At 64.2% G+C, this 25,177-nt stretch carries 27 protein-coding genes; 22 read left to right on the top strand and 5 right to left on the bottom strand.

Annotated features, from left to right (window positions below):
• Positions 1-393: 393 nt before the first annotated feature.
• From CEY05_RS10850 to msrQ, 4 genes are all read left to right on the top strand, one after another.
• Positions 394-1,368 (top strand): RluA family pseudouridine synthase, encoded by a 975-nt coding sequence (locus CEY05_RS10850; RefSeq protein ID WP_088598466.1) that lies wholly within the window; start codon positions 394-396, stop codon positions 1,366-1,368.
• A gap of 2 nt (positions 1,369-1,370) precedes the next feature.
• A complete protein-coding gene (locus tag CEY05_RS10845; RefSeq protein WP_088598465.1) occupies positions 1,371-2,021 on the top strand; it encodes an HAD-IA family hydrolase in 651 nt (216 codons plus the stop codon).
• A gap of 197 nt (positions 2,022-2,218) precedes the next feature.
• Complete coding sequence (msrP, locus tag CEY05_RS10840) at positions 2,219-3,178, top strand: protein-methionine-sulfoxide reductase catalytic subunit MsrP (RefSeq protein WP_088598464.1); 960 nt, start codon at positions 2,219-2,221, stop codon at positions 3,176-3,178.
• A gap of 125 nt (positions 3,179-3,303) precedes the next feature.
• Positions 3,304-3,957, top strand: coding sequence for a protein-methionine-sulfoxide reductase heme-binding subunit MsrQ (msrQ, locus tag CEY05_RS10835; protein WP_088598463.1), 654 nt, complete (start codon positions 3,304-3,306; stop codon positions 3,955-3,957).
• Positions 3,958-4,027: 70 nt separating this feature from the next.
• On the opposite strand, the gene CEY05_RS10830 is transcribed toward msrQ, so the two are convergent.
• From CEY05_RS10830 to CEY05_RS10820, 3 genes are read right to left on the bottom strand one after another with little or no spacing between them, the layout of a single operon-like run.
• Positions 4,028-4,906, bottom strand: a complete 879-nt coding sequence (locus CEY05_RS10830) for an N-acetylmuramoyl-L-alanine amidase (RefSeq protein ID WP_088598462.1) — start codon at positions 4,904-4,906, stop codon at positions 4,028-4,030.
• Entirely contained in the window at positions 4,903-5,676 is a 774-nt protein-coding gene (locus tag CEY05_RS10825; RefSeq protein WP_088598461.1) for an SAM-dependent methyltransferase, read from the bottom strand. The genes CEY05_RS10830 and CEY05_RS10825 overlap by 4 nt, the downstream gene beginning before the upstream one ends.
• Positions 5,673-6,284 (bottom strand): Maf family nucleotide pyrophosphatase, encoded by a 612-nt coding sequence (locus CEY05_RS10820; protein WP_088598460.1) that lies wholly within the window; start codon positions 6,282-6,284, stop codon positions 5,673-5,675. Before CEY05_RS10820 ends, CEY05_RS10825 begins: the two co-directional genes overlap by 4 nt.
• A gap of 214 nt (positions 6,285-6,498) precedes the next feature.
• Here CEY05_RS10820 and CEY05_RS10815 point away from each other — a divergent pair, with 214 nt between their 5' ends.
• The 18 genes from CEY05_RS10815 to recO all read left to right on the top strand — a co-directional run bounded on the left by CEY05_RS10815 (position 6,499) and on the right by recO (position 22,526).
• A complete protein-coding gene (locus CEY05_RS10815; RefSeq protein ID WP_088598459.1) occupies positions 6,499-7,146 on the top strand; it encodes a DUF177 domain-containing protein in 648 nt (215 codons plus the stop codon).
• 53 nt (positions 7,147-7,199) lie between these two features.
• Positions 7,200-7,382, top strand: coding sequence for a 50S ribosomal protein L32 (rpmF, locus tag CEY05_RS10810; protein WP_088598458.1), 183 nt, complete (start codon positions 7,200-7,202; stop codon positions 7,380-7,382).
• A 60-nt stretch (positions 7,383-7,442) separates the two neighbouring features.
• Positions 7,443-8,504: a phosphate acyltransferase PlsX gene (plsX, locus tag CEY05_RS10805; RefSeq protein ID WP_088598457.1), complete on the top strand. Its 1,062-nt coding sequence runs from the start codon at positions 7,443-7,445 to the stop codon at positions 8,502-8,504.
• Between the two features lie 11 nt (positions 8,505-8,515).
• Entirely contained in the window at positions 8,516-9,505 is a 990-nt protein-coding gene (locus CEY05_RS10800) for a beta-ketoacyl-ACP synthase III (RefSeq protein ID WP_198952761.1), read from the top strand.
• Between the two features lie 11 nt (positions 9,506-9,516).
• On the top strand, positions 9,517-10,452 hold the full coding sequence (fabD, locus tag CEY05_RS10795) for an ACP S-malonyltransferase (RefSeq protein ID WP_088598455.1): 936 nt from the start codon (positions 9,517-9,519) through the stop codon (positions 10,450-10,452).
• Position 10,453: 1 nt separating this feature from the next.
• Complete coding sequence (gene fabG, locus CEY05_RS10790; RefSeq protein WP_088598454.1) at positions 10,454-11,197, top strand: 3-oxoacyl-ACP reductase FabG; 744 nt, start codon at positions 10,454-10,456, stop codon at positions 11,195-11,197.
• Positions 11,198-11,407: 210 nt separating this feature from the next.
• A complete protein-coding gene (gene acpP / locus CEY05_RS10785; protein WP_003813816.1) occupies positions 11,408-11,647 on the top strand; it encodes an acyl carrier protein in 240 nt (79 codons plus the stop codon).
• Positions 11,648-11,865: 218 nt separating this feature from the next.
• A complete protein-coding gene (gene fabF, locus CEY05_RS10780) occupies positions 11,866-13,095 on the top strand; it encodes a beta-ketoacyl-ACP synthase II (RefSeq protein ID WP_088598453.1) in 1,230 nt (409 codons plus the stop codon).
• Position 13,096: 1 nt separating this feature from the next.
• A complete protein-coding gene (locus CEY05_RS10775; RefSeq protein ID WP_143220368.1) occupies positions 13,097-13,615 on the top strand; it encodes a hypothetical protein in 519 nt (172 codons plus the stop codon).
• Positions 13,612-14,211 (top strand): RNA polymerase sigma factor RpoE, encoded by a 600-nt coding sequence (gene rpoE / locus CEY05_RS10770; RefSeq protein ID WP_088598451.1) that lies wholly within the window; start codon positions 13,612-13,614, stop codon positions 14,209-14,211. Before CEY05_RS10775 ends, rpoE begins: the two co-directional genes overlap by 4 nt.
• A gap of 13 nt (positions 14,212-14,224) precedes the next feature.
• The gene (locus CEY05_RS10765) at positions 14,225-14,752 is read left to right on the top strand and encodes a sigma-E factor negative regulatory protein (protein WP_198952736.1); all 528 of its coding nucleotides are present in this window, start codon (positions 14,225-14,227) and stop codon (positions 14,750-14,752) included.
• Positions 14,752-15,843, top strand: a complete 1,092-nt coding sequence (locus CEY05_RS10760) for a MucB/RseB C-terminal domain-containing protein (protein WP_233161454.1) — start codon at positions 14,752-14,754, stop codon at positions 15,841-15,843. The genes CEY05_RS10765 and CEY05_RS10760 overlap by 1 nt, the downstream gene beginning before the upstream one ends.
• A 112-nt stretch (positions 15,844-15,955) precedes the next feature.
• On the top strand, positions 15,956-17,473 hold the full coding sequence (locus CEY05_RS10755; protein ID WP_088598450.1) for a DegQ family serine endoprotease: 1,518 nt from the start codon (positions 15,956-15,958) through the stop codon (positions 17,471-17,473).
• A gap of 93 nt (positions 17,474-17,566) precedes the next feature.
• Positions 17,567-19,360, top strand: coding sequence for a translation elongation factor 4 (gene lepA / locus CEY05_RS10750; RefSeq protein WP_088598449.1), 1,794 nt, complete (start codon positions 17,567-17,569; stop codon positions 19,358-19,360).
• Positions 19,361-19,380: 20 nt separating this feature from the next.
• Positions 19,381-20,280 carry a signal peptidase I gene (lepB, locus tag CEY05_RS10745; RefSeq protein ID WP_088598448.1) on the top strand — a complete coding sequence of 300 codons (900 nt, stop codon included), beginning with the start codon at positions 19,381-19,383 and terminating at the stop codon, positions 20,278-20,280.
• A 2-nt stretch (positions 20,281-20,282) separates the two neighbouring features.
• Positions 20,283-21,041, top strand: coding sequence for a ribonuclease III (gene rnc, locus CEY05_RS10740; RefSeq protein WP_088598447.1), 759 nt, complete (start codon positions 20,283-20,285; stop codon positions 21,039-21,041).
• The gene (gene era / locus CEY05_RS10735; RefSeq protein WP_088598446.1) at positions 21,038-21,928 is read left to right on the top strand and encodes a GTPase Era; all 891 of its coding nucleotides are present in this window, start codon (positions 21,038-21,040) and stop codon (positions 21,926-21,928) included. Before rnc ends, era begins: the two co-directional genes overlap by 4 nt.
• A 7-nt stretch (positions 21,929-21,935) precedes the next feature.
• A complete protein-coding gene (gene recO, locus CEY05_RS10730) occupies positions 21,936-22,526 on the top strand; it encodes a DNA repair protein RecO (protein ID WP_088598445.1) in 591 nt (196 codons plus the stop codon).
• 79 nt (positions 22,527-22,605) lie between these two features.
• Here recO and CEY05_RS10725 read toward each other — a convergent pair whose 3' ends face one another.
• On the bottom strand, positions 22,606-24,096 hold the full coding sequence (locus CEY05_RS10725; protein WP_088598444.1) for an NTP/NDP exchange transporter: 1,491 nt from the start codon (positions 24,094-24,096) through the stop codon (positions 22,606-22,608).
• Positions 24,097-24,201: 105 nt separating this feature from the next.
• Positions 24,202-25,116 (bottom strand): aldo/keto reductase, encoded by a 915-nt coding sequence (locus CEY05_RS10720; RefSeq protein ID WP_088598443.1) that lies wholly within the window; start codon positions 25,114-25,116, stop codon positions 24,202-24,204.
• Positions 25,117-25,177 lie beyond the last annotated feature (61 nt).

The following is a 25,177-nucleotide window of genomic DNA, read 5'->3' as shown; positions in this document are numbered from 1 at the left end:
CACGGGGTTCTGTCAGCAGGAGAGTCAGGAGCACGGATGTGGTTGACGAATAAAATTGCTGCGGGAACTCAGGCGCGGCGACTAACTTAGAGAGGGCGCGCGTCTGGTGCTTTAAATGCGACGATGCTTGCGTATGCTTCAGAGCCGCGCGCGGCTGCAACGGTCCTGTCATGAAAGCGGGCAAAATGTGCCACACCACTTTCTGTTGGGCTCGGTTGCGCCGGCGACCGAATGACCCCGGAGCTGAAATCGAGCAGGCGGTACAATAGCGTCCTGCGCACCGGACGGCGTTGCCAAAAAGCGTACCCGACGGAGTTGCAAACAGCATCTCTACGCCAAGCGGCCATTCAGCCAAAGCCCCCCATTTCAGCCCCTTAAGGCTGTCCCGATTATATGCCGCTTTTCGCAATGCGCAAAGAATCATCCCCTGGTGCTTCCCCCAATCCGCCCGTTGCCGTCCGTTTGGTCGAAGTTACCGACGAACACGAAGGTCAGCGGGTCGACAATTTCCTGTTCCGCATTTGCAAGGGCGTGCCCAAAAGCCACGTCTACAAAGCCATCCGTGACGGCAATGTGCGGGTGAACAAGGGACGCGTCCAGGCCGACCAGCGCCTGGAAATCGGGGACGTAGTACGTGTGCCGCCGTTCCGCCTGCCAGCCGCCGACGCGCCGCGCGCGGTGCCGCCGGCGGAATTCCCGGTCGTCTACGAAGACGACGGCATGCTGGTGGTGGACAAGCCGGCAGGCATCGCGGTGCATGGGGGCAGTGGCGTGGCCTTCGGCGTCATCGAGCGTCTGCGTGCCGCCCGCCCCGGGGCGCCTATGTTGGAACTGGCGCATCGCCTGGACCGGGACACCTCCGGCCTGCTGATGATCGCCAAGAAGCGCAAGGCCCTGCTGGGCCTGCATCATATGTTGCGCGAGGGGCTGGGCAGCAAGCGCTACTACGCGCTGGTGCAGGGCGACTGGGTCAATGACCGCCAGCACATCAAGCTGCCGCTGCTCAAATGGACGACGGCGTCCGGCGAGCGGCGGGTGCGGGTGGACCGTGAGGGGCAGGCGGCCCACACCATCGTGACTTTGAAGAAGCGCTTTGGCGGTTACAGTCTGGTGGAAGCCGAGCTGCGTACCGGGCGTACCCATCAGATCCGCGTCCATCTGGCGTCCAGCGGTTTCCCGATTGTCGGCGACGATAAATATGGGGACGATGAGACCCGCGCCATTTTTGCGCGGCAGGGCTTCAACCGGATGTTCCTGCATGCGCATCAATTGACCATCCCCCATCCGGTGACAGGGGAGACGCTGGAGCTGCGCGCGCCCCTGCCGCCCGCCTGCGAGCAACTACTTAATACGCTGGAGACTGTTTGACCATGCCTTATTCGTTGGTGGTGTTCGATTGGGATGGCACCTTGATGGATTCCACCCACAGCATCGTGGCCGCCATCCAGGGCGCTTGCCGGGATCTGGACCTGCCCGTGCCGTCGGCTTCGCAGGCCAGCTGGGTGATCGGGCTGTCGCTGGAAAGCGCGCTGCGCCATGCCGTGCCCGAACTGACCAAGGCGCTGACGCCGCGCTTCCTGGAGCGTTACCGCGTCAACTACCTGCTGCGCGATCCGGAATTGAAGCTGTTCGACGGCATCCGCGAATTGCTGGCCGACCTGGCGCAGCGCAATGTCCAGTTGGCGGTGGCCACCGGCAAGAGCCGGGTCGGGTTGAACCGTGCCCTGGCGGCCAGTGGACTGGCCGAGGTATTCCAGGCGACGCGCACGGCGGACGAGACCTTCAGCAAGCCGAATCCCGCCATGCTGCACGAAATCATGGACGAGCTGAACGTGCTGCCCGAGCGGGTGGTGATGATCGGCGACACGTCGCACGACCTGAATATGGCTGCCAACGCCTCCGTGCACAGCGTGGGTGTCACCTATGGCGCGCATACTCGCAAGGAGCTGGAGGGGTGTGCGCCGCAGGTGATCGTCGAAAACGTGGCGGAGCTGAGTGCCTGGCTGGCCGACCGGGGTTGAGCGGGCGGTCCGAGGATTGCCTGGTTCCTGGCGCGTGATTCCGTGTCAGAAGCGCGTGAAATAATCGCCGCCGGGCGATACGCAGGCGCCGCCCGCGCCGGGAACATTCGCGCCAGGCGCCCTGTCTGAATGGAATAATTCATTGTGTCGCGCATTACGCGGCATACGGTGACGCGCCTACTTTGGAGCCGGCAGACATGCTGATACGCAAACCCTCGGACATTCTTCCCTCGGAAATCACGCCGGAGCCCATCTGGCGCGAGCGGCGTGCGTGGCTGGGCAAGGCGGGCGCCGGCCTGGCAGCCTTGGGCACGGCCGGCCTGGCCGCCCCCGCAAGGGCCCAGGCTGACGGCCTGCCGGCCCTGTCAGCAACGCCTGACAGCCAGTACACGGTCATGGACAAGCAGACGTCCTATGACGACATCACGTCCTACAACAATTACTACGAGTTCGGCCTGGACAAGGGCGACCCGGCCAAATACGCCAAGGCCCTGAAGGTACGCCCCTGGAGCATCAGTATCGAAGGCGAGGTCAACAAGCCGCGCACCTTCGATATCGAAGAACTGCTGAAACTGGCGCCCCAGGAAGAGCGCGTCTACCGGCTGCGCTGTGTCGAGGGCTGGTCGATGGTGATTCCCTGGATCGGCTATTCCTTGTCCGCGTTGCTGAAGCAGGTCGAGCCCACGGGCAATGCCAAATTCGTGCAGTTCGTCACGGCCGCGCAGCGCGACACCATGCCGGGCCTGCGCAGTGGCGTGCTGAACTGGCCCTATACGGAAGGCTTGCGGCTGGACGAGGCCATGCATCCCCTGGCGCTGCTCACCTTCGGGCTGTACGGCAAGGTGCTGCCGAACCAGAACGGCGCGCCGGTACGCGTGATCCTGCCGTGGAAATACGGTTTCAAGTCGGCCAAGTCGCTGGTGGCGATCCGCCTGGTCGAGAAGATGCCTGTCAGTTCCTGGATGGATGCCGCGTCCAATGAATATGGCTTCTATGCCAACGTCAATCCGAATGTGCCGCATCCGCGCTGGAGTCAGGCTACCGAGCGGCGGATCGGTGACGGTTTGTTCAGTCCCAAGCGCAAGACCTTGATGTTCAACGGTTATGAGCAGGTGGCGTCGCTTTACCAGGGCATGGACCTGCGCGCGAATTATTGATTCGGCCAGGAATCAATGTCGCTAAGAATCAACGCCCCTGGCGCGCGGCGCTGCCATGAATCCGCGCGGCGCTGCCATGAATCGATGCCTATACAAATGAATACCGCCACGATGTCGCTGTCCTGATGACTACTGCTTCCTTTCCGTCCGGCGCCGCGCCGCGGCAGTGGACTGCGCGCCAGGTGGGGCGGTGCAAGCCGCTGCTGTTCATCCTGGGGCTGGTGCCCCTGTTGCGCTGGGTCTGGCTGGGCATGAATGACGGCCTGACCGCCAATCCGGTCGAGTTCTTGACCCGTTCGGCCGGTACATGGACTTTCGTCTGCCTGTTGGTGACCCTGGGTATCACCCCTTTGCGGCGGTTGATCAGGCAGCCGGCGCTGTTGCGGGTGCGGCGGATGTGCGGCCTGTTCACGTTTTTCTACGCGCTGCTGCATTTCCTGTCATGGGCGGGCTGGGATCGCGGGTTCGATCCGGCGTCCATGGTGGAGGATGTGGGGCAGCGGCCTTTCATCCTGGTCGGATTCCTGGCGTTTGTCCTGCTGCTGGTGTTGGCCCTGACTTCCTTCCAGGGAGCCATGCGGCGGCTGGGCCGCAATTGGGGGCGGTTGCATCGGGCCGTGTACGTGATAGGTCTGCTGGCGCTGCTGCATTTGTGGTGGCACAAGGCCGGCAAGCACGATTTCACCCAGCCGCTTTGGTACGGCACCGTCCTGGCCGTGCTGCTGGCATGGCGCGTCGTGCTGTGGGCACGCGCCAGGCGGACGAGTCGGGTCCTTTAGAAAATAGAAGTGGAGGTTTTTTAAAAAAACCTCTCAGAAATCCTTGCCTCTTGCGCCGCTCGCCCGCGGCTTATTCGCTTTCGCCTGGTAGCACGGCCAGGATGCCGGCGGTTTCGGCGTCGGGGATGCCGTCATAGCGGGCGGGGCGGTAGTGCATCTGGAAGGCCGCGATGACGCGGGTGGTGGCGGGGTCGTAGATGCCCGTGTGCGGGATGTCGTAGCCGACGCGTTCCAGTTCGGTCTGGAACCAGGCGGCGTCGGGCAGGGTGGAGGCGGCAAAACGCAGGCTGGCGGCCTGGGCGCCGTTTTCGTCGTACCAGCGGCCCAGGCCTTCCTGTGCCAGGCGGCGCCAGGGAAACAGCGGGCCCGGGTCGATCTTGCGCTGCGGCGCGATGTCGCTATGGCCGACGATGTTCTCCGGCCGCACGCCATGACGTTGCGCGATGTCCCGCACGAGCAGGATGACTGCCCGGATCTGGGCTTCCGAATAGGGCTGCCATTGCCGCGGCTGCCACGGCGCCGGCTGCGTCGATGGCGGCTGCCCTTGTCCTTCCCCTTGCCCAGCCATACGGTCTGCTTGGCCAGGCAGTGGACCCTCATTGGTGATCTCTATGCCAATGGACGAATTGTTCAGGGCCGTGCGGCCGAACCAGCTGCTGTCGCCGGCATGCCAGGCGTTGCGGGCTTCGGGCACCAGGTTGTAGACCCGCACCCGTCCCCGGCCGGTCGCTTCGTCGCTGACCAGGTAGTGGGCACTGACGTCCCCGCGCGAAAGGGTGCGCAGCGACGCGGCCTCATCGCCATCGGTGTAATGCAGCACGATGAAACGCACCCGGCTGTCCTGGCTGGTCGCCGTGACGGACGTATCGACGTCCAGTCCCGCCGGCCACTGGCGCGCGCAACCCGCCAACGCCAGCACCGCCAGCAAGGTGAGCGCGGCGCGCATCATCGGGCAAGGTAGAGAAACAGCGTCGGCTTCTTGTCCAGGTCCGGCGCCGGACGGGACTTCCATTCGGCCACCGTCGCCGTGCGTATCCATTCGTCGTCCGTGGTCAGCGACCGGGCAATGCACAGCCGGGTGTCACCGCGCAGGCTGGCCAGCAAGGCGGAGAACATGGCGGCATTGCGGTAGGGCGTCTCGATCAGCATCTGGGTCTGGTTGTTGCGTGCTGACAACTGTTCCCAGGCGCGCAGCTGGCGCGCCCGTTCGCCCGGCTCCACCGGCGCGTAGCCGTGGAAGGTGAAACGCTGCCCGTCCAGGCCGCTGGCCATCAAGCCCAGCAATATGGAGGACGGCCCCACCCAGGGCCGCACGTGCAGCCCCATGCGGTGCGCCGCATCGGCTACCCGCGCCCCGGGATCGGCGACGGCAGGGCAGCCGGCCTCCGACACCAGTCCTATTTCGCCCCCCTGGCGCAAGGGCCGCAGCCAGCCGTCGATCTCATCGGCCTTGGTCTTCTCGCCCAGGGTGTGGATGGTGATTTCCTGCAGGGGCCGCAGCGTCCCTATCTGCTTCAGGAAGGCGCGCGCCGTCTTGGCGTTCTCCGCGATGTAGCAGTCCAGCCCGGCCGCCAGGCTGCGCGCTTCGGCAGGCAGCCAGCGCTCGGCGGGCGCATCGCCCAGGCCCACCGGGATCAGGTGCAGGGTGCCAGGACCCGTGCCGCGCGCCGGTGTGGCGGGGGCTGCCCCTGCCGTGGCATCATGGTCGGCGCCGCTCATTGTGCTGCCTGCGCGGTGCCGGCCAACAAAGGGTCAAGGCCAAACAGGGTCAGCATGCTGGTCAAGGCAATCAAGGGCAGGCCGATGATGGCGGTGGGATCATCGCTCTGGATGCTTTCCATCAGCGCGATGCCCAGGCCTTCCGCCTTGGCGCTGCCGGCGGTGTCATAGGGCGATTCCGCCAGCAGGTAGGCTTCGATGGCGGCATCGGAAAGCTCACGGAAACGGCAGCGGGTGATGATGTCCGCATGGGCCACACGCTCGCCATCGGTCACGGCCAGCGCGCTGTGGAATTCGACTTCGCGGCCGGACAGGCTGCGCAGCTGGCGCTGGGCCCGGGCGAAATCGCCCGGTTTGCCGATAGGGGTACCATCGATCGTCGCCACCTGGTCCGAGCCGATCACCACCGCGCCCGGCTGCTGTTGCACCACGGCGTTGGCCTTGGCCAGCGCCAGGCGTACCGCCAGGTTGGCGGGGCTTTCACCAGGCTCCGGCGTTTCGTCGACCATGGGCGGGGCCACTTCGAAGGGCAGTCGGAGGCGCGAAAGCAATTCGCGACGGTATATCGAGGTCGAGGCAAGAATCAGACGGCGTGGAGAAATAGTCATGCTTGGTTTGACGTTATGACGTAAGTCACAGTATTATCTAACGTTTCGCGGGATTTTCCTTGCAGTTTCTAAGTGGCTGGGATGCTACTCAGGAAGCGGCAGGTTGATGCAGCCCTTGGGCTGGATCTCTCGATCTGAGGAACTGGTTGGACGAAGTTGATCCGTATTGCCAGTTTCTGCTTTGATTCACGACGGCTAGTGTAAGAGGTGAGCCATGGCCAAGTCCGGCAAGGGCGTCGCTTCCGCTGCGCCGACCGCGGTTGCTTCGAAGGAAACGACCGGCGTCTTCATCGACGCATTCGCGTTCGTTCGTCTCGGTAAGCAGGCTGAGGGCAAAGTGCCGCTGGCGCGGATGTTACGCGCTGTCGAAGGCCTGCCGCAGCAGCAGGATGGTGAGCGCGGTGAGGTGCATTGGCGGTTGCGGGGCGAACTGGGCGGCACGGGTGAGTACTTGCTGAAGCTGCAGGTGCAAGGCAGCCCGATGCTGGTCTGCCAGCGTTGCATGGAACCGTTTGCGTTTCCCATCGACGCCGAGGTGACCTTGCAGTTGGTGCGCCGCGAGTCCGACCTGGACGAGGACAGCGTTTTCAGCGGTCGCGACACCGAGGATGATGAAGGCGATGAGGATATGGACGAGGACGGCGCGCCCGGTTCGAGCGCGGCGGCCCCGGAAAAGGTAGTGGGGTCGCATCGTTTCGACGTGCTGGCCCAGGTTGAAGATGAACTGATTTTGAATATCCCCTACGTGCCCAGGCATGAAGTGTGTCCTGGTACGGCGGGTAAGGCAGATGAGGAAGAGCCCGAATCTGTCAAGCGTCCATCGCCGTTCGCGGTGCTGGAAAAACTGAAGCAAAAAAATTGAGATCAACATTCGGGCTGCATCGCGTACAATGCGCCCCGATTCTAGGAGTCATCATGGCTGTTCAACAAAACAAGAAGTCCCCCTCGAAGCGCGGTATGCACCGCTCGCACGATTTCCTGACCGGTCCGTCGACCGCGATCGAGCCGAACACTGGCGAAACGCATCTGCGTCACCACATCAGCCCGAACGGTTTCTACCGTGGCCGCAAGGTCATCAAGACCAAGAACGACGAATAAGTCACAGCGTAACGCGTGACCGGTTCCCTTCGTTAGGCTGGCGCTGATACTTGGCCCCCCGTGATACGCATCGCCATTGACTGCATGGGCGGCGATATAGGCCTGCCCACCACCATACCTGCGTCCATCGCGTTCGCTCGGCAATGTCCCGACGCCCAGCTGCTGCTGGTCGGCCTGCCCGATGCCATTGAAAAGGCATTGGCCGCGTCGCGGGATGTACCGCGTGATCGAATCGAGATCGTGCCGGCCTCCGAGGTCGTCACGATGGACGATTCGGTGGAAGTCGCGCTGCGCCGCAAAAAAGACTCGTCCATGCGCCTGGCTGCCCAGGCAGTCAAGGACGGTCGTGCGGACGCCTGCGTGTCCGCCGGCAATACCGGTGCTTGGATGGCGATCTCGCGCTATGTGCTGAAGACGATGGACGGCATCGACCGTCCAGCCATTGCCACGTCCATTCCCAACCAGGAAGGTCGCGCCACCACGGTGCTCGACCTGGGTGCGAACGTCGATTGCACTGCTGAACACTTGTTGCAGTTCGCCATCATGGGTACCGCGCTCGCGCAGGCCCTGGATCATTGCGAACGGCCCAAGGTCGGCCTGCTGAATATCGGCGAGGAAGTGATCAAGGGCAATGAGGTCGTCAAGGAGGCGGCGGAGCTGTTGCGCGCCAGCCCTCTGAACTTCTACGGTAACGTGGAAGGCAACGATATCTTCAAGGGTACGGTGGACGTCGTCGTTTGCGACGGCTTCGTCGGCAATGTGGTGCTGAAATCCGTCGAAGGCCTGGCCAAGATGATGAGCAGCGTCATCCGCGAAGAGTTCAAGCGCAATCTGATTACGCTGCTGGCGGGCGCCATCGCGTCGCCCGTCCTCAATCGCCTGCGTCGTCGCGTCGATAACCGGCGCTACAACGGTGCGGCCCTGTTGGGGCTGCGTGGCGTGGTCATCAAGAGCCACGGTTCGGCTGACGTCTATGCCTTCGGTTTCGCCTTGCAGCGTGCGCGCGAGGCGGTGGCCAGCAGGCTGCTGGAACGCATCATGCAAAGCGTGGCGCAGATACACCAGAGCGTGCATACCAACAACGTGGCGGCATTGCCGCGCGCAGCGGGAGACTCCGCTTGAAACAGAATTCCATGCAGTATTCGGCCATCGCCGGCACGGGCAGCTACCTGCCCCCGCGCATCGTCTCCAACGATGAGCTGGCTGCCGAACTGGCCCAGCGCGATATCGTCACGTCCGACGACTGGATCGTCGAACGTACGGGTATCCGCCAGCGTCACATCGCCGAGCGCGGTGTCACCACCAGCATGCTGGCCACCGAGGCGGCGCGTCTTGCCATCGAGGATGCCGGCCTGCAGCCCGCCGATATCGACCTGATCATCGTCGCCACGTCGACGCCCGATTTCGTGTTCCCCAGCACGGCCTGCCTGGTGCAGGACAAGCTGGGCATCAAGGGCGGCGCGGCATTCGACGTGCAAGCCGTGTGCAGCGGCTTCGTGTATGCCCTCACCACGGCCGACAGCTTCGTGCGCGCCGGCCGTTCGCGCCATGCGCTGGTCATCGGCGCCGAAGTCTTTTCCCGCATTCTCGACTGGAATGACCGGTCCACCTGCGTGCTGTTCGGCGATGGCGCCGGCGCCGTGGTGTTGAGCGCTTCCGACGAGCCGGGCATCCTGGCCGCGCAATTGCGCGCCGATGGCAGCCAGACCAAGATACTTTGCGCCGCCGGCAACGTGGCCTATGGCGAAGTGGTGGGCGACCCCTTCCTGCGCATGGACGGCCAGGCCGTGTTCAAGCAGGCTGTCACCGTGCTCGACCGGTCCGCCCGCGACGTGTGCGACGAGGCAGGCCTGACGCTGGACGACATCGATCTGCTGATCCCGCACCAGGCCAATGTGCGTATCCTGAATTTCCTGGCGCGCAAGCTGAACCTGCCGGCGGAAAAACTGGTGGTCACGGTGGACCGCCACGCCAATACCTCGGCTGCCAGCGTGCCGCTGGCGCTGGACGCCGCGCGCCGTGAAGGCCGCGTCCCCGCGGGTTGCACCGTGCTCATGCAAGGCGTGGGCGGTGGCTTTACCTGGGGCTCGGTCCTTGCCAGAATGACAGCCACCAAACGGTAATCCGCTAAAAAATGAAGATCGCTTTTGTATTCCCTGGACAGGGCTCTCAATCGGTCGGCATGCTCGATGCCTGGGCCGGCAACGCCGCCGTCACCGATACGGTGGCACGCGCCAGCGCGGCCCTGGGTCAAGACCTCGCCGCGCTGATTGGCCAGGGTCCCGCCGAACAGCTCAACCTGACCACCAATACCCAGCCCGCCATGCTGACGGCCGGTGTGGCGTTCTTCGCCGCCTGGCGTGCTGCCGGTGGTCCGCTGCCGGAAGTGGTGGCCGGGCACAGCCTGGGCGAATACGCCGCGCTGACCGCCGCCGGGGCCTTGCAGCTGGAAGACGCCGTGCGCCTGGTGCGCATCCGCGCCGACGCGATGCAGGCTGCCGTGCCCGTGGGCACTGGGGCCATGGCTGCCATCCTCGGCCTGGACGATGACACGGTGCGCGCCGCCTGTGCGCAAGGCGCGCAGGGCGAGATCGTCGAAGCCGTCAATTTCAATGCCCCCGCGCAAGTCGTGATCGCCGGCCACAAGGCTGCGGTCGAGCGCGCGTGTGAGGCCGCCAAGGCGGCTGGCGCCAAGCGTGCCGTCATGCTGCCGGTGTCGGCACCGTTCCACTCCAGCCTGCTGCAACCGGCTGCCGCGGTGTTGTCCAAGGCCTTGAACGACGTGGTCGTCAACGCGCCGGCGATTCCCGTCATCAACAACGTCGACGTGCTTTCGCCCAGCGACCCTGCGTCCATCCGCGATGCGCTGGTGCGCCAGGCGTGGCATCCCGTGCGCTGGGTGGAAACCATCCAGGCCTTCAAGGCGCAGGGCGTGACCCATGTGGTCGAATGCGGCCCCGGCAAGGTGCTGGCGGGCCTGATCAAGCGTATCGATGGTGAACTGACCGGCATGGCCATCACCGATCCGGCTTCGCTGGACGCCGCGCTGGCGCAGCTTGGGGGCAACTGATATGGACAATGCTATGGACCTGCAAGGCAAACTGGCGCTGGTGACCGGCGCCACCCGTGGCATCGGCAAGGCGATCGCGCATGAACTGGCCGTACGCGGCGCCACGGTGGTGGGCACGGCCACGTCCGAGTCCGGCGCGCAGACGATCAGCGAAGCCCTGGCGCCGCACGGCGGCCGCGGCGTGGTGCTGAACGTCACCGACGCCCAGGCCTGCGATAGCCTGCTCGAAACCCTGGCCAAGGATGGCGGTCCGCACATTCTGGTTAATAATGCCGGGATCACGCGCGATACGCTGGCCATGCGCATGAAAGATGACGACTGGGATGCGGTGATCGACACCAACCTGGCCGCTGTGTTCCGTCTGTCGCGCGGCGTCATGCGCGTGATGATGAAAGCGCGTTGGGGCCGTATCATCAACGTCACGTCGGTGGTGGGTTCGTCCGGTAATCCCGGGCAGGCCAACTACGCGGCCGCCAAGGCAGGCGTGGCGGGTATGTCACGCGCCCTGGCGCGTGAATTGGGCAGTCGTGGTATTACCGTCAATTGCGTGGCGCCGGGTTTCGTCGATACCGACATGACCCGTGTCCTGGGTGAAGCCCAGACCGCCGCGCTGCTGCAACAGATTCCGTTGGGCCGTCTTGGTTCGCCGTCGGATATCGCGCATGCGGTGGCTTTTCTGGCCAGTTCGCATGCCGGTTACATTACCGGCACGACTTTGCACGTGAACGGCGGGATGTATATGTAATTTTCTACGAGCCTCGCGTGCGGCGGTTCACCCGAGAATTCAAGTGGGTAAGCCGACGTTGCGCGAGGTTCGTCGCAAAGAACGCCAAATCCGGTGTTCGCGTATCCCCGGTTAATACGTATCAGGGATAAGTTTTTTCTCACGGCCTGGCGTTTGCATTCCTCTGCGCTTGGCTATAATTCGCGGGATTTTTCCCAATTGGAGATCTGCATGGAAAGCATCGAACAGCGCGTCAAGAAGATCGTCGCTGAACAACTTGGCGTCAATGAAGCCGAGATCAAGAACGAATCTTCCTTTCTTGACGACCTCGGTGCCGATTCGCTCGACATGGTTGAGCTGGTCATGGCCCTCGAAGACGAATTCGAGACCGAGATCCCCGACGAAGAAGCCGAAAAGATCACGACCGTGCAACAAGCGATCGATTACATCAATTCGCACGGTAAGCAGTAAGCTAGCCTTTTCTTCCCCGCGGTGGGACTTGGTCCCGCTGGCGGGAACCGAGGCGGTTTTCGAACATACCGCGCGATCGCGCGGGGTCGTGGCTATCCAGCCCATGCCTGAGCGCGGCTCGCGTAGCTTGCGTTACTCCGGCGGATCCCGCGTTTCCGCGTGCCGCGCGGGCGGCATGTTCCGAACCGCCTTTGTTTTGTCTGTTTGAGGAGTCATCCGTGAAACGACGCGTCGTCATCACTGGACTGGGTATTGTCTGCCCCGTTGGGAACGACATTGCCACTGCCTGGGACAATATCGTCAACGGACGTTCCGGCATCCGCCGCATCAGCCGTTTCGACCCCAGCGCATTGACCACGCATATTGCCGGCGAAGTCCAGAACTTCGACATCACGCAATTCATGCCTGTGAAAGAAGCGCGTCAGATGGATACCTTCATCCATTACGGCGTGGCTGCCGGCGTGCAAGCCTGGCAGGATTCGGGTCTGGAAGTCACCGAGGAAAATGCCGACCGTATCGGCGTGATCGTCGGTTCCGGTATCGGCGGCTTGCCCCGTATCGAAGAGACCCAGACCGAGCTGCTCGAACGCGGTCCCCGCCGTATTTCGCCTTTCTTCGTGCCCGGTTCGCTGATCAACCTGATTTCGGGCCAGCTGACCATCAAGTACGGCATGAAAGGACCCAGCTACGCGGTCGTTTCCGCATGCACGACCGGTTTGCACAGCATTGGCGACTCCGCTCGCCTGATCGAATATGGCGACGCCGACGTGATGCTCGCGGGCGGCGCCGAGTCCACTGTTTCGCCGCTGGGCATTGGCGGTTTTGCCGCCATGCGCGCGCTGTCCACCCGCAACGATGATCCCGCCACCGCGTCGCGTCCCTGGGACATCGACCGTGATGGCTTCGTGCTGGGCGAGGGCGCCGGCGTCGTGGTGCTGGAAGAGTACGAACACGCCAAGAAGCGCGGCGCGCGCATCTACGGCGAATTCGTCGGCTACGGCATGAGTTCGGACGCGCATCACATCACTGCCCCCGACAAGGACGGCCCGCGCCGCGGCGTCGTCAACGCCTTGCGTAATGGCGGCCTGAATCCGGAAGATGTCGATTACGTCAACGCCCACGGCACGTCCACGCCGCTGGGTGACAAGAACGAATCCGACGCCTTGAAGCTGGCTTTCGGCGACCACGCCCGCAAGCTGGTGGTCAACTCGACCAAATCGATGACTGGCCACCTGCTGGGTGCCGCCGGTGGTATCGAGGCCGTGTTCACGACCCTGGCCTTGTACAACCAAGTGTCTCCGCCCACGATCAACATCTTCAACCAGGATCCCGAGTGCGACCTGGACTACTGCGCCAACGAGGCGCGGCAGATGAAGATCAACGTTGCGTTGTCCAATTCCTTCGGGTTTGGCGGCACGAACGGGTCGATGGCTGTTCGCCGGGTCTGATTTGGGCCCCGGAGAGCTTAGCGGCTGGACCTTGCGCGTGCCGGTGGTAACGCCGCGCTGGGTAGCCGTGGCCGAGTCGGCGCTACGCTGGCTCGGAGGCGCCGCCGCCGCTTGCGCCTTGGTATGGCTGGGCCTGCCCGCGGGGCTGGCCTGGCCATTGGCGCTGGCGGCCATCCTGGCTAGCCTGCCCGCCACGGGCTTGCGCCGAGCCGCCGCCGTGCGGGCCTTGCTCTTCACCGCGGATCACGCTTTGTATATCCGTGGCGGCCGAGGCACGGGACGAGTTTCAGGCCAGGAAACACGCCACGTCTGGCGCCCGCTGACTTTGACCGCCGCAACGCGCGGCTGGCGCTGCCTGGCCTTGCAGGGCGATCTACCTGCGTCGCTGAGCCCCCGCCTGGGGCCATTCAAGGCGCGCCGGGTTTCCTTCACCATTTGGCAGGATGCACTGCCGGCGGCTGCCTGGCGCCGGCTGAACCTGTCGTGCCAGCGACGTCTGCGCCGCGTGGGGACAGCATGAGCGAGCGTGACATCGACGCCGAGCTGGTCGCCCGGGTGCAACGGGGTGACAAGAAAGCTTTCGATCTGCTGGTCATCAAGTATCAGCGCAAGATCATGCGCCTGCTCTCGCGCATGATCCGCGACCACTCGGAAATCGAGGATGTCGCCCAGGAAGCTTTCATCAAGGCATACCGAGCCTTGCCGCAGTTCCGCGGCGAGAGTGCTTTCTATACCTGGCTGTACCGCATCGCCATCAACACGGCCCGTAATTGGCTGGCTTCCAGCGGGCGCCGTCCCAGCGCCCCGACCGCACTGGAAAACGAAGATGGTGAAACTTTTAACGAGGCGGACAACCTAAGCGATATAAGCACCCCGGAATCGATGCTCGCCAGCCGCGAGATAGCCGAGACGGTCAATGCGGCTATCGACGCGTTGCCGGAAGAGCTGCGCACGGCGATCGTCCTGCGGGAAATTGAAGGAATGAGTTACGAAGACATCGCCCAGAGCATGGGATGTCCCATCGGCACCGTACGTTCGCGCATCTTTCGTGCGCGCGAGGCCGTCGCCGCCCGTTTGCGGCCCATGCTCGGCAACGATGCCGATCGTCGCTGGTAAGGAGCTAGTCATCATGCAACACACAGAACCGTCCGCCCTGTCCGAGGAAGAAGCGTCCTGGGAAGCGTCGGTGTCGGCCTGGATGGATGGCGAGGGTTCAGAGGAATGGCTCGACGGCCTGGAGGTCGCCGAAGGCCGTGAAACCTGGGATACCTACCATCTGATAGGCGACGTCCTGCGCAATCCTGAGCTGGCGATCACGCCGACGCCCGTGTTCCGCGCCCGCCTGGCGGCGGCGCTGGACAATGAACTGACCATCGTGGCGGCGCCGCGCAAGCGCCGCTTCACGCGTCCTGCCTGGCGGCTGGGCCTGTCAGGGGCGGCCATGGCCGCCGCCGTGGCTTCGGTGGTCTGGGTGGCGCAGCCCTCGCTGTTCGGTGGCTCCGCGCCCATGCAGGAGACCCGCATCATCGCCGACGCCACGCCCGTGGGTTCTGCCGCCGAGGAGCCGGTGCTCAGCGACTATCTGGAAGCGCACATGCAAATGGCCGGCCCCAGCGCCATTCGCCAGGTTTCCTTCGACCTGGGAGCAGGGCGCTGATGATCGCGACGTTGGGGCTGCCTGGTCTGCGCGGGGTCTCGCGGGTGATGAGCCTGTCGTTCGCAACCTTGCTGGGTTGCCTGGGCAGCGGCCTGGTGCAAGCTCAGACGCAAGCGCAAGCCGCTGCCCAGGGCGGCGCGACGACGGCACGCACGCCGCTGGCGGCCGAGGAAGCGCAGGCGCTGCTGTCGCGCATCCAGGAAGCCGCACGCAAGCTGGACTATTCGGGCATCTTCACCTATCAGCAGGGCGAGTTGATCCAATCCTCGCGGCTGGTACACATGGTCGACGGCAGCGGCGAGCGCGAACGCCTCGAAGTGCTGGACGGCCAGCCGCGCGAATACCTGCGCCACAACGACGACGTGCAGTGCCTGGTGCCTGAACGCAAGACGGTGCTGGTGCAACAGCGCCGCGCCGACCGTTTCCCGGGGCTGCTGCTGGGGTCGCCCGCCGCGGTGACGCGTTTCTACCAGGTCTATAGCGAAACCGCGCCGCGCCGCGTGGCCGGGCGCGAATGCCGCATGATCACCATCGAGCCGCTGGACAAGGCGCGCTATGGTTATCGTTTGTGCGCCGATGAACAGAACGACCTGCTGCTGAAGGCGCAGACCCTGTCTGGCGCCAATAGCGTGGTCGAACAGGTGACTTTCACCACGCTGCGCCTGGGCAAGGACGTCGACGGCAAGATGCTGGAGTCGCGCTGGCCGTACAAGGAATGGAAGGTCCAGCAGTCCACGCTGCAGCCGATCGACCTGGCCGCGCAGGGCTGGCGCATTCCCTTGCCGGCCGGCTTTGTCCAGGTGTCGCAGGTGGGCCGTGTCCTGGGGCACAACGAGTCGGTCAGCCAATTGGTACTGTCCGATGGCCTGGCCGCCATTTCCGTCTTCATCGAGCCGTTCGACAAGAAACGGAACAGCCGCCAGCCTCACGGGGCCTATCGACGGGGCGCCGTCAGCGTCTACGGCACGCGCATCGCCGATTTCTGGTTGACCGCGCTGGGCGAGGTGCCTTCGGCCACGCTTGAGCATCTGGCCAAGTCGACCGAGTATGTGCCGCCCTCGGCCCCGCCGCCGGCATTGGCGCCGAAATAAATAAGTAAATTTTCAAGAAATCACACGGTGCGCGCCGGCTTGCGATGGGCCGGCGCGGATTTTGTTCTTGAATCCATGGTAGAAAGACCCGTATATCCAAGCGGAGTTGTACATGAACTTTTCCTATGAGAAGACGCAGGGGTTCCTGCGACGCTTTCTGATTATGGTGGGCGCCGCGACGGCGCTGGCCAGCGCGGCCATGGCGCCGGCGCAAGCCCAGACACAAGCCCAGACCCCCATGCCCACGGTCACGATGCCTGATTTCAGCAGCATCGTGGAAAAGGCCGACCCGGCGGTGGTCAATATCCGCACCACGGCCACCGTGCCCGTGCGCCGCCCCGGCGCGGACGGCCAGGATCCCTACGATCTGTTCCGCTTTTTCTTCGGCCCCGACTTCCAGCCGCCCGGCATGCCGGGCCAGCGCGCACCGCGCGAGAAGGCGCCCAAGGACGACAACAAGGAACAGAAGACCCCCGAGGAACGCACCGTGCCGCGTGGCGTGGGTTCCGGTTTCTTCATTTCGGCCGACGGCTATGTGCTGACCAATAATCACGTGGTCACCGACGCCACCGACATCTTCGTCACCACCACCGACGGCCGCGAATTCAAGGCCAAGGTCATCGGTACCGATGACCGCACCGACGTCGCCCTGCTCAAGATCGACGCCAAGGGCCTGACGCCGCTGCCTATCGGCGACGACTCCAAGCTGAAGAAGGGGCAGTGGGTGCTGGCCATCGGCTCGCCCTTCGGCCTGGACTCCACGGTGACGGCCGGCATCATCAGCGCCATCAACCGCGATACGGGTGACTATTTGCCCTTCATCCAGACCGATGTGGCCGTCAACCCCGGCAACTCGGGCGGCCCGTTGCTGAACCTGGCGGGTGAGGTGGTCGGCATCAACTCGCAGATCATTTCGCGCAGCGGCGGCTTCATGGGAATTTCCCTGGCCATCCCGATCGACGAAGTGATGCGCGTGGTCGAACAGTTGCGCTCCAATGGCAAGGTGACGCGCGGCCGTATCGGCGTGCAGATCGGCGAAGTGACCAACGACGTGGCCACCGCCATCGGCCTGAGCAAGGCGGAAGGCGCCCTGGTCAGCAGCGTCGAAGGCGACAGCCCGGCCGAAGCCGCTGGCGTGCAGCCGGGTGACGTCATTCTCAAGTTCAATGACAAGAGCATCGCGCGCTGGTCCGATCTGCCCCGCATGGTCGGCGAAACCAAGCCCGGTACCGTGGCGCCCCTGCAGGTCTGGCGCAAGGGCAAGTCGCAGACGCTGACGGTCAAGGTCGCGGAAATCCAGCCGCCCAAGACGGCCGCCAAGGAAAAGACCAACCCCAAGACCGAGCCGGAATCCTCCAGCGCCCTGGGCTTGACGGTGGTTCCCGTGCCGGCCGAGACGCAGCGCAAGATGAAAATCACCGGCGGCGTCCTGGTGCGCCAGGCTGAAGGCGCCGCCTCCCGGGCCGGCATCATGGAAGGCGATATTGTGTTGGCAATAAACGACACTGATATCACCGCGCCCGACCAGTTCGTCAAGACGGCCGCCAAGGTTGACAAGTCCAAGGCTATCGGCGTGCTGGTGCGTCGGGGCGACCAGACCCAGTGGGTCGCGGTCCAGCCGGCTAAATAAAGGCAAACCGGCTAAAATCCTTGGTTGCCGCAACAAGGGGGCGCGTGGCGCCCCCTTGTTTTTGGTCGTTCCTTTTCTCCACTTATCCTGTCTATGCAGCATATCCGCAACTTTTCCATCATCGCCCACATCGATCACGGCAAGTCGACCCTGGCCGACCGCCTGATCCAGCGCTGCGGCGGTCTGGCGGATCGCGAGATGTCGGCCCAGGTGCTCGACTCCATGGATATCGAGCGCGAACGGGGCATCACCATCAAGGCCCAGACGGCCGCCCTGTCGTACAAGGCACAGGACGGCAAGGTCTACAACCTGAACCTCATCGACACCCCGGGACACGTCGACTTCTCCTACGAAGTCAGCCGTTCGCTGTCGGCGTGCGAAGGCGCGCTGCTGGTGGTCGACGCGTCGCAGGGCGTGGAAGCGCAGACCGTGGCCAACTGCTACACCGCCATCGAGCTGGGCGTGGAAGTGCTGCCGGTTCTCAACAAGATGGATCTGCCGCAGGCCGATCCGGACGGCGCGCGCCAGGAAGTGGAAGACGTGATCGGCATCGACGCGTCGGACGCCGTGCTGGCCAGCGCCAAGACCGGCATGGGCATCGACGAGATTCTTGAATTGGTGGTCGCGCGCGTGCCGGCCCCCAAGGGCGAAGTCGAGGCGCCGCTGCAGGCGCTGATCATCGACTCCTGGTTCGACAACTACGTCGGCGTGGTCATGCTGGTACGCATCGTCAATGGCGTGCTGCGGCCCAAGGACAAGATCCTGCTGATGGCATCCGGCGCCACCCACCTGTGCGAACAGGTGGGCGTGTTCACGCCGAAGTCGGTGCAGCGTACGTCGCTGTCGGCTGGCGAGGTGGGCTTCGTCATCGCCGGTATCAAGGAACTGGCCAATGCCAAGGTGGGCGATACCATCACCATCGCCGGCAAGGCCGCGCCGCAGGCGCTGCCCGGCTTCAAGGAAGTGCAGCCGCAGGTGTTCGCCGGCCTCTACCCGGTGGAAAGCAGCGAATTCGACCAATTGCGAGACTCGCTGGAAAAACTCAAGCTCAACGACGCCGCGCTGATGTTCGAGCCGGAAGTGTCGCAGGCGCTGGGCTTCGGTTTCCGTTGCGGCTTCCTCGGCCTGCTGCACATGGAAATCGTGCAGGAGCGCCTGGAGCGCGAATTCGACATGGACATCATCACCACCGCGCCGTCGGTGGTGTACGAAGTCGAACAGCGCGACGGCACGGTGATCTCCATCGAAAGCCCGTCGCGCCTGCCCGAGATCGGCAAGATCGCCGAAATCCGCGAGCCCATCGTCAAAGTGACGCTGTTCATGCCGCAGGAATATGTCGGCCCCGTCATGACCCTGTGCAACAACAAGCGCGGCGCTCAGATCAACATGAGCTATCACGGCCGCCAGGTGCACCTGACGTACGAGATCCCGTTGGGCGAAATCGTGCTGGACTTCTTCGACAAGCTGAAGTCGGTGTCGCGCGGGTACGCGTCCATGGACTACGAGTTCCTGGAATATCGCGCGGCCGACGTGGTGCGTGTCGATCTGTTGATCAACAGCGACAAGGTCGATGCCCTGTCCATGATCGTTCACCGCAGCAACGCGCGTTATCGCGCCCGTGAAGTGGTGTCGAAGATGCGCGAACTGATCCCGCGCCAGATGTTCGACGTGGCCATCCAGGCAGCCATTGGCGCCGAAGTGATCGCGCGCGAGAACGTCAAGGCGCTGCGCAAGAACGTGCTGGCGAAGTGCTACGGCGGCGACATCAGCCGCAAGAAGAAACTGCTGGAAAAGCAGAAGGCCGGCAAGAAGCGGATGAAGCAGGTGGGTAGCGTGGAGATCCCGCAAGAGGCCTTCCTCGCCATCCTGCAAGTGGAAGACAAATAGGTTGAGATAAGGCATTACACATGAGCTGGAATTTCGCGCTGATCTTGTTCATCCTGCTGGTGATTACCGGCATCATCTGGTTGCTGGACATCACGATGTTGCGCAAGGCGCGCAGGCGCAAGGGCGAAGAAGCCCTGGCGCAATTCGATCGGTCCGTATCAGGGCAGACCGATGGCGGCGACCCCGCCGAAACCGAACGCCAGCGCCGCGCGGCGGTGGAATCCGCCACGCGCGCGCCGTGGTGGGTCGAATACGCGGTCAGCTTCTTTCCGGTGATCCTGTTCGTGTTCGTGCTGCGGTCCTTCGTCGTCGAGCCTTTCCGCATTCCGTCCGGCTCCATGCTGCCAACGCTGCAATCGGGCGACCTGATCCTGGTGAACAAGTTCAGCCGCGGTATCCGCCTTCCCATCCTGGACACCAAGGTCATCAACACCGGCAAGCTGGAGCGCGGTGACGTCATCGTGTTCCGCTACCCGGTGGATACCAGCGTGGACTACATCAAGCGCGTCGTGGGCCTGCCCGGCGATGAAATCGCTTACCTGGACAAGAAACTGTATGTAAACGGGCAGGAAGTCACCCATGCCCGCGACGGCAACTACTTCGAGCCTGACCGGGTCGCCTATGTCTCCAAATATAAGGAGAAATTGGGCGACGTTGAGCACGATATATTGCTGGAAGAAGGAAAATACCAGCAATATGAGCCCATTTGGCAGTTTCCCAACTCGCAGAATTGCCAATACAACCGTGCCGGCGTGCGCTGCAAGGTCCCCGAAGGGCAATATTTCGCCATGGGCGACAACCGGGACAATAGTGCGGACAGCCGCTACTGGGGATTCGTTCCGGACGGTAATATCGTGGGCAAGGCGTTCTTTATCTGGATGAATTTCTCCGACCTGAGCCGGATCGGCCGATTCAATTAACAATGTCCCTAGCCGCGCTGCAAACCCGTCTGGATCACCGCTTTGGTGACGAGGCCCTGCTGGAGCAGGCGCTGACTCATCGCAGCCATGGTGCGCGCCATAACGAGAGACTCGAATTCCTGGGCGACTCCGTCCTGAACTTCGTGGTCGCATCCATGCTGTTCGATCGCTATAGCAAGATCGACGAGGGCGATCTGTCGCGTCTGCGCGCCAACCTGGTGAAGCAGGCATCGCTGGCGGACATCGCGCAGAAGCTGGAACTGTCCCATGATCTGCGCCTGGGCGAGGGCGAACTGAAAAGCGGTGGCTTCCGCCGCCCGTCCATCCTGGCCGATACGCTGGAAGCCATCTTCGGCGCCGTATTCCTGGATGGCGGCTTCGACGCCGCGCGCCGCGTCATCGCGCGCCTGTACCAGCCCATCCTCGTCACCGTCGATCCCAAGACCCTGGGCAAGGACGCCAAGACGCTGCTGCAGGAATTCCTGCAGGGCCGCAAGCTGGCCCTGCCCGTGTATACCGTGATTGCCACGCATGGCGCAGCGCACAGCCAGCAGTTCGAAGTCGAGTGCGCCATCCCCGCGTGGGAAATCAAGGTAGTTGGCGCCGGCGCCAGTCGCCGCGCGGCCGAGCAGGCCGCCGCGAAATCCGCACTGGAGGCGGCGCAGGCCGCCAGTCCCGCCAAGAACCCCAAGCGTGCGCCCCGCGCGCGCAAGACCGCGCAGCTATCCCTGCCTGTTGCGGTCGCCCAAGAAGTGAAATGAGCGAACAAAATTTCCGTTGCGGCTTCGTCGCCATCGTCGGTCGGCCGAATGTCGGCAAGTCCACCCTCAACAATGCCCTCATCGGCAGCAAGATTTCTATCGTCTCGCGCAAGGCGCAGACCACGCGCCATCGCATCCATGGGGTGTTGACGCGCGAGCACGAGCAGTTCGTCTTCGTCGACACGCCTGGTTTCCAGACCCGCCATGGCGGCACCATGAACCGCATGATGAACCGTGTGGTCACGCAGGCCCTGAATGACGTCGATGTGGTGATCCATGTGGTCGAGGCCGGCAAGTGGTCGGAGGGCGATGCCAAGCTGTTGCCGCTGCTGCCCAAGGGCGAGCGCTGCATCCTGGCCGTCAACAAGATCGACGCGCTGAAGAGCCGCGACGAACTATTCCCTTATGTGGCCAAGCTCAGCGCGCTGCACGACTATGGCGCGGTGATTCCGGTCAGTGCCGCCAAGGATCGCCAGCTGGACGTGCTGCTGGACGAGATCGCCAAGCGCCTGCCGGAGAACGAACCCATGTTCGAGGCCGACACGCTGACCGACCGGCCCATCCGCTTCATCGCGGCCGAGCTGATTCGTGAAAAGATCTTCCGCCTGGTCGGCGACGAACTGCCTTACGGCTGTACCGTGGTCATCGAGCAGTGGGAAGAAAACGAGAAGGGCGCGCGCGTGGCCGCGTGCATCCTGGTCGAGCGCGACAGCTACAGGCCGATCCTGCTGGGCACGGGCGGCATGCATATGAAGCGCATTGCGTCCGAGGCGCGCCAGGACATCTCCAAGATGCTGGACAAGCCGGTGCACCTGGAGGTGTACATCAAGGTGCGCAAGGGCTGGTCGGAGCGCGAGGGCGCGCTGCGCGATCTGGGCTACGAGTAAGCCTTCCATGAGCCGGCGTTCCCCCCGGGTGCAGGACAGCCGTGCATACATGTTGCACGCGACTGCCTGGCGTGAGACATCCCTGGTGATCCAGGCTTTTTCACGCGACTTCGGCTGTGTTTCGATGGTGGCCAAGGGCGCCAAGCGGCCTTATTCGGTGCTGCGGCCGGTGCTGTCGGCGTTTCAGCCCCTGAGCCTGTCGTGGACCGGCGCGGGCGAGGTCAAGACGCTGACGCGGGCCGAAATCGCCGGCGTGTTGCCGCTGGCCGGCAGCGCCTTGATGTCGGCCTGGTATATGAACGAACTGCTGCTGCGCCTGATGCCGCGCGAAGACGCCCATCCCGTGCTGTTCGATGCGTACCAGACGGCCTTGACGCAGCTGGCGGCCGGCAGCCGGGCCGCCGCGGCGCTGCGCCGTTTCGAATGGACGCTGCTGGCTGAAACCGGCTACGGCGTGGATGCCGAGATGCCGGATTTCGAAGACCCCGCCGGCGAACCCGCGTTGCGGCGCGACTTGCGCGAGCGCCTGGCGCAAAACCTGGCCGGCCGCGAACTGGCCACGCGGCGGGTGTTGCTGGATCTTCAGCGGCTGGGTTGATCGACGTCAGCACGCCGCAATGGCGACGTTTCTCCCTGGCCTGGTCCTGCCTCGGCCCAAAGGGCGACGTTCCACGATCCTAGTTTTTCCTTCCCTGTCGCACAGATAGCCACGACGGTTCCGCTCCTGCCTCGGACTGTTGCCGCGCATCAGTGGCGCGACCCAGCAGGAAGCCGCAGATCGCCCATAGGGCCGCGCCGAGCGCGCCGACCAGGGCGACCACCGCCACGCCGTGGCCCAAGGTGTCGACGGCGGTCTTGACCCAGGCGCTGGCGGCGTCGCCCGCCCGATAGACCACGGTGTCGATGAAATTCTTGGCTTTGTACTTGTCTTCGGCGGGTACGGTGGTGAAGATCATTTCGCGGCCGGGCCGGACCAGCGCGTACTCGCCTACACGGCGCATCACCATGACCACGGCCAGGACGCCGAAGACAGGCCAGATCGCCAGCGCGACGAAGCCCAGGCAGATAGCCAGCGGGACGATGGTCAACAGGAACGTCACGCCCAGTCTGCGCGCCAGCTGTCCCGTCAGGAAAAGCTGGGCCAGCAGGGATAGCAACTGCACGGTGAAGTCCAGCGCGCTGAAAACCTGGATACGTTGCGCCGGCGTGGCGAAGGCATGTGCCACCAGGCGCGCCTGCTCCATATAAAGAAAGGTGCTGGCCGTCGCCAGCAGGACGACGAAGGCCGAAATCCCCAGCAGCAGCGGCGAGGTGAAGGTCCGCGTCGCACCGGCAATGATGCCGCCCCCGATGGGCCGCGACGGGTCGTCGTCCTGGCGTGCATCCTGGCCCCGCGAGCCGGTGATCGCGGCCTGGGGCACCTGCGCGTGTGATACGGCTGAGGCCTCTGGCGCGCCCGATAGCTCCCGCGCGTCTGGTGTCCCAGGCGCGTGCAGCGCGCCGGCCGCCGTGCCCGATGCCGCAGCCTGCGGCCGCCCGGCGCCGCCGCGTGCGCGCCAGCCCATGAGCCAGGACTTCAGGGGCAATGTGGCGGCCAGTAGCGCGGCCGACAGCAGGATCAGGCCGGCCGGGCCCAAGGGCTCGGCCAACAAGCCGCCGAGCACCGGACCCAGCAGGCCGCCGGTACTGGCCCCGGCGGAGATGAAAGCGAACAGCCGTTTCGCCTGGCCCGTGCGGAATACATCGGCCATCAGGCTCCAGGCCACCGACACCACGAATAGATTGAAGACGGAGATCCAGACGTAGAACGCACGTGCCGCCCAGAGGTTATCGGGCGCGGCCTGGAACGCCGCCGCGAACGCCACCAGGCTGAGCGCGAAGAAGCCATAGGCCCAGGTGACGAAACGCGCGCGCGGCGTGTGGCGGGCCAGCCAGCCGAAGCAGGGCACGGCAGCCAGCATGACCACGAAGGTGGCGGTGAACAGCCACTGCAGCTTGTCGACACCGGCCGCGATACCCAAGGTCTCGCGGATGGGCCGCAGCATGAAATAGCCGGTGAACAAAAAGAAGAAGAACCCGAAACCGCACAGCGCCGCGCGCCCTTCGCCCGGCAGCACCCCGATGGCACGGCCGGCAATCGCGATACGGGCGCTGATCGGGCTGGACATGGCCTGGCCTCGGCGGCAAATAGGTTGCTCGGACGGATCGATCAGGCGTCTGGGTCAGGCGCCTGGACCGAACGGATGTAGCGAACGTCTGGATCAGACGATAACTCAGACAAAAAGATCCGCGATTCGCTTGCGCATGGCCGCGTCGGGCAACCGCCCTCTGCCAGCCAACACATTGTCGGCCATATTGGCCGGTTTGGACGTGGCCGGAATGACGCAGGTTACCGCCGGATGGCCGATGATGAATTTCAGGAACACCTGCGCCCAGCTGGTGCAGTCGATTTCCGCCGCCCAGCCCGGCAAGGGCTTGTCACGCACCTGGCGAAACAGCGCACCATCGCGGAATGGACGGTTGATCAGCACCGCCACGCCGTGGGCCTGGCAGGCGGGCAACAGGCGCTGCTCCGCGCCGCGCGCGGTGACCGACAGATTGATCTGCAGGAAATCGGGCTTCTCCCGCTCGACCAGGCGCGTCAGTTCGTCCTGCGCCGACTCCGTGTAGTGGGTGATGCCCACATAGCGCGTCACCCCCTGCTGCTTGAGTTCGCGCAGCAGCGCCAGTTGGTTGACCGTATCGATCAGGTTGTGCACCTGGATCAGATCGAGCCGCTGTGAATTCAGCATCGCCTGCGAGTTGCGCACCTGGCGCAGCGCCGCATCGCGTCCCGTGGTGCCTATCTTGGTCGCCAGGAAGATGCCATCGCGTGCTTGCAGCCGCGCGAGCAGAGCGCCCGTGACGGCTTCGGCCTGGCCATAGCTGGGCGCGGTGTCGATGACGGCGTTCTTGCCGGCGCCGGCAATGAGGCGCTTGACCACGTCTTCCAGCGCGGCCATGTCCGCGCCTTGCGGATTCACATCGAAGGTATCGGCCGTGCCCATGCCCACGGTGGGCAGCATTTCCCCAGTGGACGGAATGGGACGGTGATTCAAGGGATGATCCGCGGCGCGGACGGCGGCGGAGAGCAAGCCGGCGGGCAGGGCAGCGCAGGCGGCTTGGAGGATGCGACGGCGAGTAGGCATGAAGAATCTCCTATGACACCAAACGCAAACCGGCCGGCCGCGTTGCCACGGCCGGCCGGTC

The sequence above is a fragment of the Achromobacter sp. HZ34 genome (assembly GCF_002209485.1).
In the GTDB taxonomy this organism is placed as follows: domain Bacteria; phylum Pseudomonadota; class Gammaproteobacteria; order Burkholderiales; family Burkholderiaceae_B; genus Bordetella_C.
The sequence above is the reverse complement of the archived record's forward strand: the minus strand, read 5'-3'. Positions and strand labels throughout refer to the sequence as shown.